Origin of the sequence: Candidatus Mycobacterium wuenschmannii (assembly GCF_030252325.1) — a bacterium.
GTDB classification, from domain to species: Bacteria; Actinomycetota; Actinomycetes; order Mycobacteriales; family Mycobacteriaceae; genus Mycobacterium; species Mycobacterium wuenschmannii.
The window spans coordinates 1739959-1755943 of sequence record NZ_CP126981.1 but is presented as its reverse complement, the minus strand read 5'-3'; the positions used below and the strand labels follow the sequence as shown (position 1 = coordinate 1755943).

Genomic DNA, 15985 nt, shown 5'->3' with positions numbered 1-15985 from the left:
GTTTCACATACATAACGGGTGTGCGCTAACTCGCTTCGGGCTGCGCGCGTACGCCGGACAGCCGCTGCGGGACGAGCTTCGAAGGCCACCAGTTCGCCTGTCCCATCAGCGCGGCGATGGCCGGGACGGTGATCGTGCGGACCAGGAATGTGTCCAGCAGAATGCCGATGCCGATGACGAATCCGCCCTGCACCACCGTGCCGATGCTGGAGAACAGCAGGCCGGCCATCGAGGCGGCGAAGATCAGCCCCGCCGCGGTGATCACGCCGCCGGTCGAACTCAGCGTCCGGATGATGCCGTAGCGCATGCTGTGCGGCGACTCGTCACGCATCCGGGAGACCAACAGCATGTTGTAGTCGGCGCCCACAGCGACCAGCACAACGAACGCCAAAGGCGGCACGCTCCAATGCAATTGCTGGCCGAGCAGGAACTGGAACACCACCGCGCCGATGCCGACCGCCGACAGGTAGGAGACGACGACGGAGGCCACCAGGTACAGCGGCGCGACGATCGCCCGCAGCAGCACGATCAGCGTCAACAGCACCACGAGCAGGGTGACCGTGATGATGAAGCGGATGTCGTGCTGGTAGTAGTCGCGGGTGTCCTTGAGGCCGACGGTGTAGCCCGACATGGAGATCTTGGCGTCCGACAGCGCGGTGTTCGGCTGGGCGCCCTTGGCCGTCGCCAGGATCGCGTTGACCTGATCCATCGCCTCGGTGCTGAACGGGTTGAGCTTCGTCTGCACCAGGTAGCGCACCGAGTGACCGTCCGCCGAGATGAAGACCTTGGCGGCGTCCTGGAATTCCGGCAGGCGCAGCAGCTGGGCCGGGATGTTGAACCCGCCCATCGACGGCTGCGACGCGTCCTTCTTCAGTGACAGCAGGAACGTCGCCGACTCGCTGAGGCCGGCGCCCAACTGCTTGACCTGGTCGACCAGCAGATTCACCGCGTCGGCGATCTGCCGGCTGCCGCCGGCGAACTGGTTTGCGCCGCCCTCCAGCTGATCCAGGTTGGCCTGCAGGCCGCCGGGCTGATCCATGCCCATCGACTGCAGCACGCCGCTCAGCTTCGAGATCGCGGCCCGCATCTTGTCGGTCGAGGCCTTGAGCTGCTTCTTGTCCGGGTAGTCGCCCATCTGGCGGGCCAGGTCGTTGATCGCGTCGACATCGTCCTGGTTCTGCGGCCCGAGCAGTTGCTCGAACTCCCCGCGCGTGTTGGTGCAGGACTCGTCGAGATCGCAGACGGGGTTGCCGCGCAACGCATTCAGCACCGGGCCGACCCACTCGACCAGGTTCTTGGCGCCGGTGTAGTTCCAGCCCATCTTGTTGCTGATCGCGTTCACGTGATCGATGAGCTGCGCCGCGAGGTCGACTTCGTGGACCAACGTGTCGCCGCTGTACTGGTCCTTCGTCGAGCTGAAGGTGCTCTGCAGCTCGTGCACGCTGGCCGCGAGTTCGCCGACCTGCCCCTGCACCTCCTGGAGCTTGTCGGCCAGCGAGACCGATCCCTCCGACAGCTGGTTGAGGTCGTTGGTGTGGTCGTTGATCAGCGTCGAACCGCCCTGCAGGAATGACCCGATGGCGCCCGCCTGATACGTGGCCCGGAACTGTTCCGGCACGTTTCCGGTGGGCCGGGTGACACCGCTGATCGCCGCGACGTTCGGCAGCTGGCTGATCCGGTCGGCCATCTGCTCCAGGTCGGCCAGCGCTTGCGGATTACGCAGGTCGCGCGGCGACTGGATGAAGATGTACTCCGGAATCGACTGGTTCACCGGGAAGTGGCGATCCAGCGCCGCGTACCCGATGGTGCTGGGGGCCGATGCACCCAGCGCCTTGCGGTCGTCGTAGTTGTAGTGGACCAGGCCCGCGCAACTCGCCAGCAGGCCCAGCACGATCAGGCTGGCCACCAGGTGGGTGCGCGGCCGTCGCACGATGCGAATGCCGGACCGGCGCCAGAACTTCGCGGTCAGTTCGCGACGCGGCTTCACCCAGCCGCGCGGGCCGGCCAGCGCCAGGATCGCCGGCAGCAGTGTCACCGCGGCCAGGAACGCGATGGCGACACCGATCGCCGAGGCGATACCGACCGTCTGGAAGACGCCCATCCGGGCGAAGCTGATCACCAGGAACGTGATGCCGACCGTGCTGGCCGACGCGGTGATGACCTTGCCGATCGAGACCAGCGCCTTCTTCAGCGCCGGCTCGTGACCCTCGCCCAGCCGCAGATAGTCGTGGTATCGGCTGATCAGGAAGACGGCGTAGTCCGTTCCGGCGCCGGCCATGATCGCGCTCAGAAAGACGATCGACTGGTTCGAGACGCCGGCACCCGTCAGGAATGAATAAGCAGCCACCACCGCCTGCGCGATCACCAGCGACAACGCGATGGTGATCAACGGCAACAACATGGTGATGGCACTGCGATAGACGATCAGCAGCACGATCAGCACCATCACGCCGATGGCGAGTTCGATCGGCATCCGGTCCTGCTGGCCCGCGACCGTCAGGTCGGCGACCGTGCCGGCGGGTCCGGTGAGGTTGGCCTTCAGCGAGGTCCCGGCGACGGCGTGGTTGACGGTATTGGTGATCGCCGTGAACGCCTCGTAGGACCGGGGTGTACCCAGTTCGCCGGCCACGCCGACCGGCAGCACCCAGGCCTTGTTGTCCTTGCTGGTGACGATCGACTTCAGCGGCGGGGTGCTGACGAAATCCTGCAGCATGACGACGTTCTTGGTGTCTTTGCGCAGGGTCTCCGCGAGATTGCGGTAGATCGTCTCATCGGACGGGTTGAGGCCCTTGTCGTCGGTCAGGACGACCAGCAGCAGATCTTCGGAGCCCGCTTCGTGGAACGCCTCGGTCATCTTGCGGGCGGTGACGTTGGACGGGGCGTCGCTGGGCAGGATCGCCAGCGGGTGCTTCTCCGACATCTCGTTGAGCGACGGGAAGGACAGCGGCAGGGCGACGGCGACGGCGATCCACACGCCGATCACCACCCAGGGCCATCGCACCACGAAATCAGCTAGCCGACGCATGTTGGTTCCCCCAGGAACTTGGTAACACCGCGCAACCGGGTGCCGTGCCTACCGGCAGTTGCGCGCTTCAGGTTGGCCTCAGCCATCGAACAGGCCCACGTCAGGCGACGCGTCCCCAGTGTCCGCTGTCAGCGACCCGCACACACACAGACTTCATTGCCTCCATGTAGCGGGTAGCGGACTTGAGGGCGACGGGATTGTCGGGATGCATGATCGCCATCACCGTGCCCTCTTTGTAGCGGAAGATGTAGATAGTGAGCTGATATGAGAATCGTCCGTCGGGGTAGATCCCGATGTTGTCGGCCAAGCCCATGTCGCCCGCCGCGAGAATAGCGTTGAGCGGCGCGGCCCCGCCATGCAGAAAGTTCGACACCGGGAAGTTCGGTTGCGGCCACTTCAGCCAGGGCGCCAGTTCCAGCACGCGGTAGTACGGCACCCGCGCCATGTCCAGGCCCGAGTCGAACGAGGTCTGGGCGGCGTAGGCCGCCTCGTTGAACGACGTCGCGGCGATCGGCACGGTGATCGGGATCAGGCCGGTGAACCAGCCCTGCGTCATGAAGTTGTCCGCGCCGGTACGGGAATCCCGTGGCGTGAGCCCGTAATAGGTGAGCGCGCCGGTGAATTCGTGCTCTACCAGGCCCAGGCAGGCGAACAGCCCACCGACGAAGCGGGAGCCCGCCGTCTGACATGCCGCCTCGAAGCGTTCCGTCTGGGCATCGGTCATCAGCAGCTCGGACGACATCTCGCTGGTGAGCGTCTTTTCCGGGTCGCCCAGCGGTAGCGGGAACTCGGGGAAGCCGCCGTTGCAGTTCTCGGCAAAGTCGATCCAGGACTGCACGCCCGGCGATTCCAGGGTCAGCTGCGAGGTGGATTCGCGCTCGCGCACGCAGAAGTCGTCGAAACTGCCGGCGTCGGGAAGCTCCAGCGCGTCTCCGCCGCTGCTCAGTGCGGCGTACATGCCGTTGGCTTCCATCATCGTGGTGCCGATCAGCGTCGCGTCACCGTGGACGTGGTCCATCGCGACGAAGAAGGTGAACTGGCCCTCGCGCTGGACGATCCCGAAGGTGAAACAGCCCCACTCGAACGGGTTGGGAATCGCGGTGGTGTGCTCGCAGATCGCGTCGATGTCCATGTGGCCCTGGTCGACGGGCTCGAATTCGATGTCATCCGGGTCGGTGATCGTGTGCCGGATGAACTCGCCGTCGTCGGTCCGCTCGAACCAGCTGCGGAAAGTGTCGTGTCGGCGCAGGTAGGCGTTGAGGGCGATGTTCATGGCCGCGATGTCGCACTCGCCCTTCGCATCGCAGCTCGCGATGATCTGCCGGGAGAAGTTGAGGCCCGCGTCGGTGCGCTCGTAGTAATTACGTAGGTGCTGGCTTTGCATATAGCTGACCGGCACCGAACTCACCGGCGCCTGGCGAGCCTTGTCCGCGGATGCGACGGTCGGGTGCCAGGAGGTGACGGTGCCCGGGGTCAGCGTCCATTCAGTCAACGAGCCGACCGTGATTTGCCCGATGCGCAAAGAACTTCCTCCTCAGTTGAACGGCTCCGGGCCGTGCCGCTCGTGCTCGCGGCGTGACCCAAGATAGCCCGCTCGGCTGTCAGTGTCTTCCCAGCGACAGTGGCCTGTACGGGTTCCACGACGGGGTCAATAATGTCAAGCAGTACGCCTATTGACATGGAACCACTCGGCGTGCCAGAGGGTGACCTTAGCCATACCCTGCGGTACGGTGCGCGAAGTCCGGCACTGTCGCCGGAGCGACACTTGCAATCCTCGGGCGCGCCAGCAATTCTGTTGCGCATCCGGGCCGTACGCGGCGTCCGAATCTTTCACAGTCCCCAAGTCGAGAGGACAAAACCATGGCATCCGCCGATGGTCAGCAGCAGTCAACACCCCGTTTCGCGATCGTCGGATACGCGGCGCGGTTCCCCGGAGCCGCTGACGCGAACGAGTTCTGGGATGTGTTGCGCGAAGGCCGGGACGCGATCTCCGAAGTACCCGCCGACCGGTGGGACGTCGACGAGTTCTTCGACCCCGACCCCGACACCCCGGGCAAGGTCGCGACCCGTCGCGCGGGCTTCGTCGACGACGTCACGGGGTTCGACGCCCCGTTCTTCGGCATGTCCACCCGCGAGGTTCGGATGCTGGACCCGCAGCACCGGCTGCTGCTCGAGACGGCGTGGCGCGCGGTCGAGCATTCCGGTACTGCGCCAACGTCTTTGGCCGACACGAACACCGGTGTGTTCGTGGGTCTGGCCACCCACGACTACCTGGGCATGGCCTCCGGTGAGTTGACGTTCCCGGAGATCGAGGCCTACATGGCGATCGGGACGTCGAACGCCGCCGCCGCGGGCCGGATCAGCTTCCGGTTGGGCCTGCAGGGCCCGGCCGTCGCCGTCGACACCGCGTGCAGCTCGTCGCTGGTCGCGATCCACCAGGCGTGCCAGGCGCTGCAACTCGGGGAGTGCGACCTGGCGCTGGCCGGTGGAGCGAACGTTCTGTTGACGCCCGCGACCATGATCACCTTCTCCAGCGCGCACATGCTGTCGCCGGACGGTCGATGCAAGACCTTCGACGCGGCCGCCGACGGCTACGTCCGCGGTGAGGGCTGCGGTGTCATCGTGATCAAGCGGCTCGAGGATGCGATCAACGACGGCGACCACATCCGCGCCGTCATCCGCGGTAGCGCGATCAACCAGGACGGTGCGTCGGGTGGCCTCACCGTGCCGAATGGTGTTGCACAGCAACGGGTTATCGCCGACGCGCTGAAGCGCTCGGGTCTGACCCCCGCCGACGTCGACTACCTCGAGGCGCACGGCACCGGAACCTCGCTGGGTGACCCGATCGAGGCGCAGGCCGCCGGCGAGGTGCTCGGCGCGGGGCGCGAGGACGGCGACCCGCTGCTGATCGGCTCGGCGAAGACCAACATCGGTCACCTCGAGGCCGCCGCCGGCATCGCGGGCGTCATCAAGGTCATCCTGTCGCTGGAAAACGAATTGCTGCCCGCACACCTGCATTTCGAGAACCCGTCGCCCCACATTCCGTGGGACCGGCTCGCGCTTGAAGTGGTCAAGGAGGCCACCCCGTGGGAGCGCAACGGCAAGCCGCGCATCGCCGGCATCAGCTCGTTCGGGTTCGCCGGCACCAACGCCCACGTGATCCTCGAGGAGGCGCCCGCGCACACGGCCCAGGTCGTGGACGCACCGGCCGACGACAAGTCCGCCGACCAGCGCTTCAGCATCCTGCCGGTCTCGGCGCGCACTCCCGACGCGCTGGTACAGATCGCCGAGCAGTACCGCAGCTGGCTGAGCGCCAACCCGGACGCCACGCTGGCCGACTTCTGCCTGACCACCGGAGTGGGACGTGCGCACTTCGAGCACCGCGCCGCGTTGGTGGTGAACTCCAAGGAATCCGCGAGCGAGCTGCTCGGCGCGCTCGCCGACGACCGCCCGGCGCCCGGCCTGGTGCGCGGGGTGTCGGATGCGACTCCGAAGACGGCGTGGCTGTTCACCGGTCAGGGCAGCCAGTACCCCGGCATGGCCCGCGAGCTGTACGACACCGAGCCGGTGTTCGCCGAGACGGTGGATCGCTGCGCCGCGGCGGTCGCCGATGTGCTCGAAAAGCCCTTGCTGGACGTGATTTTCGACGTCGACGGCCCGGACGCCGAAGAGACGCTGAAGCAGACCACCTACGCCCAGCCGGCGCTGTTCGCGGTGGAACTCGGCCTGGCCCGGCTGTGGCAGTCCTGGGGCTTCGAGCCCGCCGTGGTGCTGGGACACAGCGTCGGGCAGTACTCGGCGGCCTGCGTCGCCGGCGTGTTCAGCCTCGAGGACGGCGCGAAGCTGATGGCCGAGCGCGGCCGGCTGTTCGGCAGCCTGCCCACCGGCGGGCGGATGGTCGCGGTGTTCGCCGCGGCCGAGAAGGTCGAGGCGCTGACCGATCAGTTCCCCAGCCTGTCCGTCGCCGCCTACAACGGCGCGAACACCGTGTTGTCCGGACCCGCAGGCGATTTGGACAAGGCGGTGTCGAAGCTCACCGCCGACGGCGTGCGCTGCGACTGGCTGGAGACCAGCCACGCGTTCCACTCGGCACTGCTGGACCCGATCCTCGACGAGTTCGAGAAGTACGCCGATGGCTTCAAATACACTTCGCCGCAACGCATCCTGATCGACAACCGCACCGGTGCGGTGATCGGTCGTAGCCAGAAGCTGGACGGCAACTACTGGCGTCGCCACGCGCGCCAGCCGGTCGAGTTCGCGAAGAGCGTCCAGACGCTCTCCGAACTCGGCTGCAAGGTGCTGCTGGAGATCGGCCCGCAGCCGGTGCTCACCGCGTCGGCGCTGCGCGCCTGGCCGGACCCGGCGACCTCGCCGCGTGCGATCGCCTCGCTGCGTAAGAACACCGCCGACCACCGCCAGATCACCGAAGCCCTCGCGGACGCATACGCACTCGGCGCGCTGCCGAACTTCGCTGCCGTGCAGCATGGTTCGGCACGCAAGGTCGACCTGCCGACCTACCCGTTCCAGCACCGCCAGTACTGGTTCCGGGAGAACCGCGAGCTGCCGACGCAGCAGTCGCACGTGGCGTCGACCAGCGAGACCGTGCGCCTGCTCGAGGACGGCAAGATCGAGGACCTGGCCAAACTGCTCGGTGGTGCCGACGACGGCCAGACCCTGAGCGTGCTGACAAAGCTCGCGGCGCAACACAATGCGCAGCGCAAGACCAAGTCGATCTCCGACGCGCGTTACGAATTCCGGTGGGACAAGATCAACGCAGCGGCGCCCGCCGATCTCGGTGAGCCGGCCACCTGGCTGCTCATCGGTGAGAACGGTGACGCGGTCGCACCGTTGATCGAGGCGCTGGGCGCCGCGGGCCAGCAGCACCGCATCCTCGGACTGCCGGCCTCGGATGCCGACGAGCAGGAGTTGACGGCCGCGTTGCGCGCCGCCGCCGACGAGTCGCCGTCGCTGCGCATCGTCAACGTCGCGGCCCTCGAGGGCGACACCGTGCCGTCGCAGCGGTCGCTGCAGCGGGTGCAGCAGCAGGTGCTGGCCGGCACGCGTCGACTCTTCCGCGCCGCGGCGGCCGCCGAGCTGCGGGCGCCGATCTGGGTGGTAACCCGTGGGGCGCAACGTATTACCGACACCGACACCGTGTCGCCCGAGCAGACCGCCCTGTGGGGCTTTGGCCGCGCCGCCTCCCTGGAGCTGCCGCAGCTGTGGGGCGGCCTGGCGGATCTGTCCGAAGGCACCGCCGACGAGTGGTCGCGGGTCATCAACCTGGTGTCCGACCAGACGCGCCGCGAAGAGCAGTTCGCGATTCGCGAGCAGTCGGTCTACGTACCGCGACTGGTTCGCCGGCCGGCCGCGACGAGCGCCACGCCGCTGGCGTTGCGCGACGACGCAACGTATCTGGTGACCGGTGGCCTGGGCTCGATCGGATTGGAGATCGCCGGATTTCTGGCCGCCAACGGTGCCAAGCATCTGGTGCTGACCAGTCGCCGTTCCCCGAGCGACGCCGCGCAGCAGCGCATCAACGCGTTGGGCGAGCAGCACGGCAGTGACATCCGCGTCGTCACGGCGGACGTCGCCGATGCGGATGACGTGTCGCGACTGTTGGCCGAGATCAAGGCCGACCTGCCGCCGCTGGCGGGCATCGCGCATGCCGCCGGTGAAATCAGCACCACCCCGCTGAGCGACCTCGAGGACGCCGAAGTCGACCGAGTCTTCGCCGGAAAGGTCTGGGGTGCTTGGTACCTCAGTGAAGCCGCGACGGATCTGAATCTCGACTTCTTCATCACGACGTCGTCGATCGCCTCGGTGTGGGGCGGATACGGGCAGACCGCCTACGGCGCGGCTAACGCCTTCCTGGACGGCCTGACCTGGCGCCTGCGCGAGCAGGGCATCGCCGGTGTCAGCGCGAACTTCGGTCCGTGGTCGACGGGCATGGCCGACGCGGAGTCGCGTGCCAAGCTCGGCAAGCGCGGCATCAAGACGCTGGCCCCGGCCGACGCGTTGGCGGGCCTGGCCGACCTGATCGCGATCTCCGGCACCGAAGGCGCCGCGTCGGGTGTGGTGGCCCGCATCGACTGGGCGAAGTTCCTGCCGCTGTACCAGGGATCCGGTCGGCGGGCGTTCCTCGCCGAACTCGAGCGCGAGGTGCCCAGCGCGGTGCCGGCGACGACGGTGAACGGCAAGACCGAACTGGTCGAGCGGCTCACCAATGCACCTGTGCAGCAACGCCGTAAGATCTTGTCGGACTTCCTGCGCGACGCGGTCGCGGATGTCACCCGGGTCGATCCGTCGGAGATCCGCGAGGACGCCGGGTTCTTCGACCTCGGCATGGATTCGCTGATGGCCGTCGAACTGCGGCGCCGCCTGGAGCAGAACGTGGGCAAGGAAATCCCGGCGACGCTGGCGATGGATCACCCGCGCCTGTCCGACACGGTGGACTACTTGCTCAGCGACGTGCTGGAGCTGACCGAGAAGGCCGGGCCGGCACTGGCGACCGCGGTGGCCCGCTCCGACGAGCCGATTGCGATCATCGCGGTGTCGTGCCGGTTCCCCAGCGCTCCCAACCCGGAAGCGTTCTGGGACTTGCTGTCCGGTGGTGTCAACGCGATCCGGGAGGTTCCCGAGGACCGCTTCGACATCGACGAGTTCTACGACCCGGACCCCGACACCGCGGGCAAGACGTACACCCGCTTCGGTGGATTCCTGGACGGCATCGACGGATTCGACCCCGAGTTCTTCGGTATCTCGCCGCGTGAGGCCGTGTGGATCGAGCCGCAGCAGCGGCTGATGCTCGAGACGGTCTGGGAGGGTCTGGAGCGGGCCGGCTACTCACCGGCGTCGTTGCGCGGCAGCCGAACCGGCATCTTCGCCGGTGTCGCTGCCAACGAGTACGCCCACCTGCTGTCGGCAGAGTCGATCGACAAGATCGAGCCGTACTTCATCACCGGAAACGCGCTGAACGCGATCTCCGGCCGGGTGGCCTTCGCGCTCGGCTTCGAAGGACCCGCGGTCGCGGTCGACACCGCCTGCAGTTCTTCGCTGGTGGCGGTGCACCAGGCCGTGCAGGCATTGCACTCCGGTGACTGCGATCTCGCGGTGGCCGGCGGCGTCAACGTGCTGCTGAGCCCGGTGACCGTGGTCGCCGCCTCGCGCGCCCGGATGCTGTCGCCGGTCGGCCAGTGCAAGACCTTCGACGCGTCGGCCGACGGCTACGTCCGCAGTGAGGGCTGCGGCATCCTGGTGCTCAAGCGCCTCAGCGACGCCGAGCGCGACGGCGACCGGATCGCCGCGGTGATCCCGGGCAGCGCGGTCAACCAGGACGGTGCGTCCAGCGGCCTGACGGTGCCGAACGGTGGTGCGCAGCAACGGCTTATCGCCACGGCGCTGGCGCGAGCCGGGCTGGCCGGCGGCGACGTCGACTACCTGGAGGCACACGGAACGGGCACCCCGCTCGGCGACCCGATCGAGGTGCAGGCGGCGGGCGCGGTCTACGGCGCATCCCGCGACGCCAACCGCCCGCTGCTGATGGGCTCGGTGAAGACCAACATCGGTCACACCGAATCCGCTTCGGGCGCAGCGGGTTTGATCAAGGTGGTGTTGTCGCTGCAGAACGGCGTGCTGCCGCAGAGCCTGCACTTCGACAACCCGTCGCCGCACATCCCGTGGGGCTCGCTGCCGGTCAAGGTGGTCGACAAGTCGACGCCGTGGGAAGCCAACGGCAGGCCGCGCCGCGCAGGTGTGAGCTCCTTCGGGTTCACCGGCACCAACGCGCACGTGCTGATCGAGGAAGCGCCGGCGCCGCAGCCGGTGATCATCGACGAGCAACCCACGGATGACGGTGCCGCACAGCCGGAGTCGAGTGGCGAAGGGGCGACGGTCAACGTGCTACCGCTGTCGGCGCGCTCGCCGGAGGCGCTGGTCGAGTTGGCCGAACGCTACGGCGCCTGGCTGGGCAACAACCCGGACGTCGACATCGCCCAGGTGGCGCTGACGGCCGGCGTGGGTCGCTCGCACTTCGAGCACCGTGCCGCGCTGGTGGTGGACTCCGTGCAGACCGCGACGGCGGGCCTGGCCGATCTGGCCGCGGGTCAATTGCGTCCCGGCGTGGTGCGTGGCGAATGCACCGACCGGCCGACGACGGCGTGGCTGTTCACCGGCCAGGGCAGCCAGTACCCCGGCATGGCACGCGAATTATTCGCCTCCGAGCCGGTTTTCGCCGACACGGTGAAGCGCTGCGCCGACGCGGTCAGCGGGCTGTTGCCGGAGCCGTTGCTCGACGTGATTTTCCAGACCGACCGCGAAACCGGCGGTAAGGCCGGAGAACGGCTGAAGCACACGTCCAACGCGCAGCCGGCGCTGTTCGCCGTCGAGATGGGCCTGGCCCGGTTGTGGCAGTCGTGGGGCATCGAGCCCGACGTGGTGCTGGGCCACAGCGTGGGCCAGTACGCGGCGGCGTGCGTCGCCGGGGTGCTCAGCCTCGAGGACGGCGCGCGGCTGATGGCCGAGCGTGGCCGGCTGTTCGGCAGCCTGCCCGCGGGCGGTCGGATGGTCGCGGTGTTCGCCGACCCCAAGCAGGTCGAGCAGGTCGCCAGCGAATTCCCGAAGCTGTCGGTCGGTGCCTACAACGGCCCCAACACCGTGCTGTCGGGCCCGGGTGAAGACCTCGAGCAGGTCGTTGCGAAGTTCAGCGACGACGGGGTGCGGTGCACGTGGCTGGAGACCAGCCACGCGTTCCACTCGGAGCTGCTTGAGCCGGTGCTCGGTGAATTCGAATCGTTCGCAAGCCAATTCGAGTTCGCGACGCCGACGCTGCCGCTGGTCTGCAACCGCACCGGGTCGATCTTGACGGCGGAGACGCCGCTGGACGCGCAGTACTGGCGCAAGCACTCGCGGCAGCCGGTGCAGTTCTCCGAGAGTGTGCGCACCGTCGCCGCCCTGGGCTGCGCGGTGCTGATGGAGATCGGCCCGCAGCCGGTGCTGACCGGTGCCGCGGTGCAGGTCTGGCCCGAGCACCTGTCCTCGCCACGGGCGATCGTCTCGCTGCGCAAGGGCGTCGCGGACCGCGGTCAGATCGCGGACGCACTGGCCAACGCCTACGTCAGCGGCCACCGGCCGAAGTTCGAGGCGCTGCACCAGCAGCACGGCCGCCGGCTGGAGTTGCCGACGTATCCGTTCCAGCGCCGTCGCTTCTGGCCGAAGAGCTCGGCGATCACCGTCGACGGTCCCGCGATGTCCGGATTGCTGGGCAGCGGAAAGGATCTGGCGTCCGGCGACTCGGTCTACACCAGCCGGCTGTCGGTCAAGTCGCAGCCGTGGCTCAACGACCACGTCATCTACGGCACCGTCGTGGTGCCCGGTGCCACCTACGCCGCGATGGCCTTGGCCGCAGTCGGTACCCCGGCGCACGTCAAGGAGGTCTTCTTCTACGAGCCGATCATCCTGCCGGAGAAGGCTTCTCGTGAGGTGCAGCTGACGCTGAGCCCGCTGGAAGAGGGCTGGAAGTTCCAGGTGCACAGCCGGCCGTTCGGTGTGAAGGACGCCGACTGGTCACTGAACGCCGACGGCACTGCGATCGCCGGTCCCGGTGAGCAGCCGGAAGTCACCGAGCCCGAGGAGGCGATCGACGCCGCGATCGAGCGGATGGAGCGCATGCGTCCGCAGGAGCTGTTCGAGACGTTCGACGACATGGAACTGCACTGGGGTCCGAACTGGTCCGGGTCGCTGAAGTCCCTGTGGCTCGGCGACGGTGAGGCCATCGGAGACATCTCGGTCGGTGAAGAACTCACCGAGAACCTCGGCACCGAGCCGATGCACCCGGTGCTGATGGACCTGTGCACCGGTGTCGCGTTCCCCGCGTTCCCGGCGCTGCGCGCCGCCGAGCAGGGCGTCAACGGACTGTTCCTGCCGTTGCGCTACGAGCAGGTGACGCTGAAGGACAAGATGCCGCGCCGGTTCTATTGCAAGGCAAAGTGGCACACCAGCGAACTCGACAGCGAGACCCAGGTGTTCGACCTCGATTACATCGATCGGGACGGCAAGAACCTGGGTGGGATCCGCGGCTTCACCGTGAAGCGGGCGCCGCGAGAGGCGTTGCTGCGCGGGCTCGGTGGCGACGCCACCCGGCTGCTCTACACCCTCGGCTGGCACGAGGTGCCGATCGCGCCGAAGGAGGAGGCCACCAGCCCGAGCGGTACCTGGCTCGTCGCCGGGTTCAGCGAGCTGGCGGCCGCGCTGCCGGGCTGCATCCCGTTCGACCGGACCGGCGACTCCGAGCTGCTGGGCCAGGTGCTGGCGCAGGCACACGAGAAGGGCATGCCGTACGCCGGCATCGTCTGGCGCAGCTCCGGGCGCAAGTCCGAGGAGTCGACGGCCGACGCGACCAAGCGCCTCGAAGCCGAGATCGAGAACCTGCTCAGCGCGGTACACACCGCACAGGCGGACAACTCGGTGAAGCTGCCGGGCGGCCTGTGGGTCGTCACCGAGCGAGCGGTGGCCACCGAATCCGGTGAGCCGGTCGATGCGGTGCAGGCGGCCCTGTGGGGCCTCGGCCGGACCGTCCTCAACGAGGAGCCCGGTCTGCGCAGCAAGCTGATCGACGTCGACGGTTCGCCGGAGGCCGTGCAGCTGCTGGCCGGTCTACTGGCCGAGCCGGTGGACGAGCCGGAACTGGCTGTGCGCCAAGGCAAGGCGTTGGCATCGCGGTTGCTGCAGTGGTCGCGTAGCGGTCACCTCAACGTGCCGCGGGCCGACGACTACGCCCTGCTGCCGACCGAGCGCGGCGCGATCGACAACCTGCGGCTGACCGAGAAGGAGGTCGAGGCGCCGGAGCCTGGCTACGTGCAGGTGCGGGTGGAGGCCGCCGGTCTGAACTTCCGCGACGTGCTCAACGTGCTCGGCCTCTACCCGGGTGACCCGGGTCCGGTCGGCGGCGACTTCGCCGGCACCGTAACCCAATTGGGTGAGGGCGTGAGCCATGTCGAGGTCGGTCAGCGGGTCTACGGCTCGATGCAGGGCGCCTTCGCCAGCCGGTTCAACGTGCCGGCGCAGTTCCTGGCGCCGATCCCGGACGGGGTGAGTGCCGTTGAGGCAGCGACCATTCCGGCCGCAGCGCTGACGGTGCGGCTGTCGTTCGACTGGTCGGGGCTGAACCCGGGTGACAAGGTGCTGATCCACGCCGCCAGCGGTGGTGTCGGACTGGCCGCCATTCAGATGGCGCAACAGCACGGGGCGGAGGTCTACGCCACGGCGAGCACCTTCAAGCGGTCGACGCTGCGCAAGCTCGGCGTCAAGCACGTGTATGACTCGCGCACAACCGATTTCGCCGACCAGATCCTGGCGGACACGGGTGGCGAAGGTGTCGACGTGGTGCTCAACTCGCTGACCAGCGAGGGGTTCATCGAGGCGACCGTGCGGGCGACCGCCAAGAACGGCCGCTTCGCCGAGATTGCCAAGCGCGACATCTGGACCGCGGAGCAGATGGCCGAGGCCCGGCCCGACATCGCCTACGAGATCGTCGCGTTGGACACGGTGATGTTCCAGGAGCCGGATCGCATCCGCGACCTGCTCACCGAGGTGTCGGACGGGTTGGCCAAGGGGGAGTGGACGCCGCTGCCCGCGGAGGTCTACCCGCTGACCGAGGCCAGGACGGCGTTCCGTCGCATGCAGCAGGCTCGGCACATCGGCAAGATCGTCTGCCAGATGCCGAATCCGCTTGCGCCGCGGCCGGATCGGACCTACCTGATCACCGGTGGTCTGGGTGCCATCGGTCTGGCCACCGCGTCGTACCTGGCGCAGCTCGGGGCCGGCGAGATCGTGCTGACCAGCCGGCGCGAGCCGGACGCGGAGACGCAGCGCAAGATCGACGACATCACCGAGCGGTACAAGACGCGCGTGCACACCTTCTCGGCCGATGTCGGCGAGGAGTCGGACGTCGAGAAGCTGCTGGAGCGCATCCGCGGTGAGCTTCCACCGCTCGCGGGTGTCGCGCATCTGGCCGGTGTCCTCGACGACGCTCTGCTCAACGCGCAGGACCTGGACCGGTTCCGGACGACGTTGGCGCCCAAGGCGCTTGGCGCGTTGCACCTGGACCGGCTGACGAGGGACGACAAGCTCGACTTCTTCATCGTGTCCTCGTCGGTGTCGAGCTTGCTCGGCCCCCCGGGACAGGCGAACTACTCGACGGCCAACGCGTTGCTCGACGGTCTGATCGCGGACCGCAAGGCGCACGGCCTGCCGGCCACCGGAATCAACTTCGGTCCGTGGGGCGGCAGCGGGATGGCCTCGTCGGAGGCGGCGAGCTCCAACATCAGTGCGCAGGGTCTGCTGCCGCTGGACGCCTCGGGCGCCCTCGGTGCCCTCGCCGAGGTGGTGGCCAATGGCACCGGTCAGGCGACCGTGCTGAAGGCCAACTGGGCGCGGGCGGCAAAGGTGATGGGTAGCTCGCGGCCGCCGATCCTGGATCTGGTGTTGCCGAGCGAGATGGCCGAGGTCGTCGACAGCGAGTTGCTCAAGCAGCTGCAGGAGCTCCCGGTGTCGGAGCGCGCGACATTCATCACCGAGTTCCTCCAGCGAGAGGTGCAGGGCTTCCTGCGGCTGGCGCAGCCGCCGGCGGCGACGAGCCGATTCCTGGACCTGGGCACCGACTCGCTGATGGCGGTCGAACTGCGCAACCGGTTGCACAGCCAGTTCGGTGGCAAGTTCACGATCAACGCCACCGCGGTGTTCGACTACCCGACGATCGGCGGGCTGGGCGAGTACCTCGCGGCGCAGATGCCCGACGCCGAGGAGCCGGGTGACGCGGCACCCGCTGCGGAGGCCGAGGCCGAAGCCGAGGAGAAGCCGGCGGAGGCGTCATCTAACGGCTCGTCGAACGGGTCCTCGAATGGATTGGAATCCGCTGCGGCAGAATCGGAGTCCGAGCCGGCCGCAGAGCAGAGTTGATGGGAG

At 67.9% G+C, this 15985-nt stretch carries 3 protein-coding genes; 1 reads left to right on the top strand and 2 read right to left on the bottom strand.

Annotation, left to right across the window (positions count from 1 at the left end; genetic code table 11):
- Window positions 1-25 precede the first annotated feature (25 nt).
- Both PT015_RS08405 and PT015_RS08400 read right to left on the bottom strand, forming a co-directional pair.
- On the bottom strand, window positions 26-3025 hold the full coding sequence (locus PT015_RS08405; protein WP_285190175.1) for an MMPL/RND family transporter: 3000 nt from the start codon (window positions 3023-3025) through the stop codon (window positions 26-28).
- Between the two features lie 100 nt (window positions 3026-3125).
- Complete coding sequence (locus PT015_RS08400) at window positions 3126-4547, bottom strand: condensation domain-containing protein (protein WP_285190174.1); 1422 nt, start codon at window positions 4545-4547, stop codon at window positions 3126-3128.
- 338 nt (window positions 4548-4885) lie between these two features.
- Here PT015_RS08400 and PT015_RS08395 point away from each other — a divergent pair, with 338 nt between their 5' ends.
- Window positions 4886-15979 carry a type I polyketide synthase gene (locus PT015_RS08395; RefSeq protein WP_285190173.1) on the top strand — a complete coding sequence of 3698 codons (11094 nt, stop codon included), beginning with the start codon at window positions 4886-4888 and terminating at the stop codon, window positions 15977-15979.
- The last annotated feature ends 6 nt before the right edge of the window (window positions 15980-15985 follow it).

Excerpts from the sequence above, each read along its gene's own strand:
- PT015_RS08405 (WP_285190175.1), bottom strand. The coding sequence starts at position 3,025 with ATGCGTCGGCTAGCTGATTTCGTGGTGCGATGGCCCTGGGTGGTGATC.
- PT015_RS08395 (WP_285190173.1), top strand. The coding sequence starts at position 4,886 with ATGGCATCCGCCGATGGTCAGCAGCAGTCAACACCCCGTTTCGCGATC.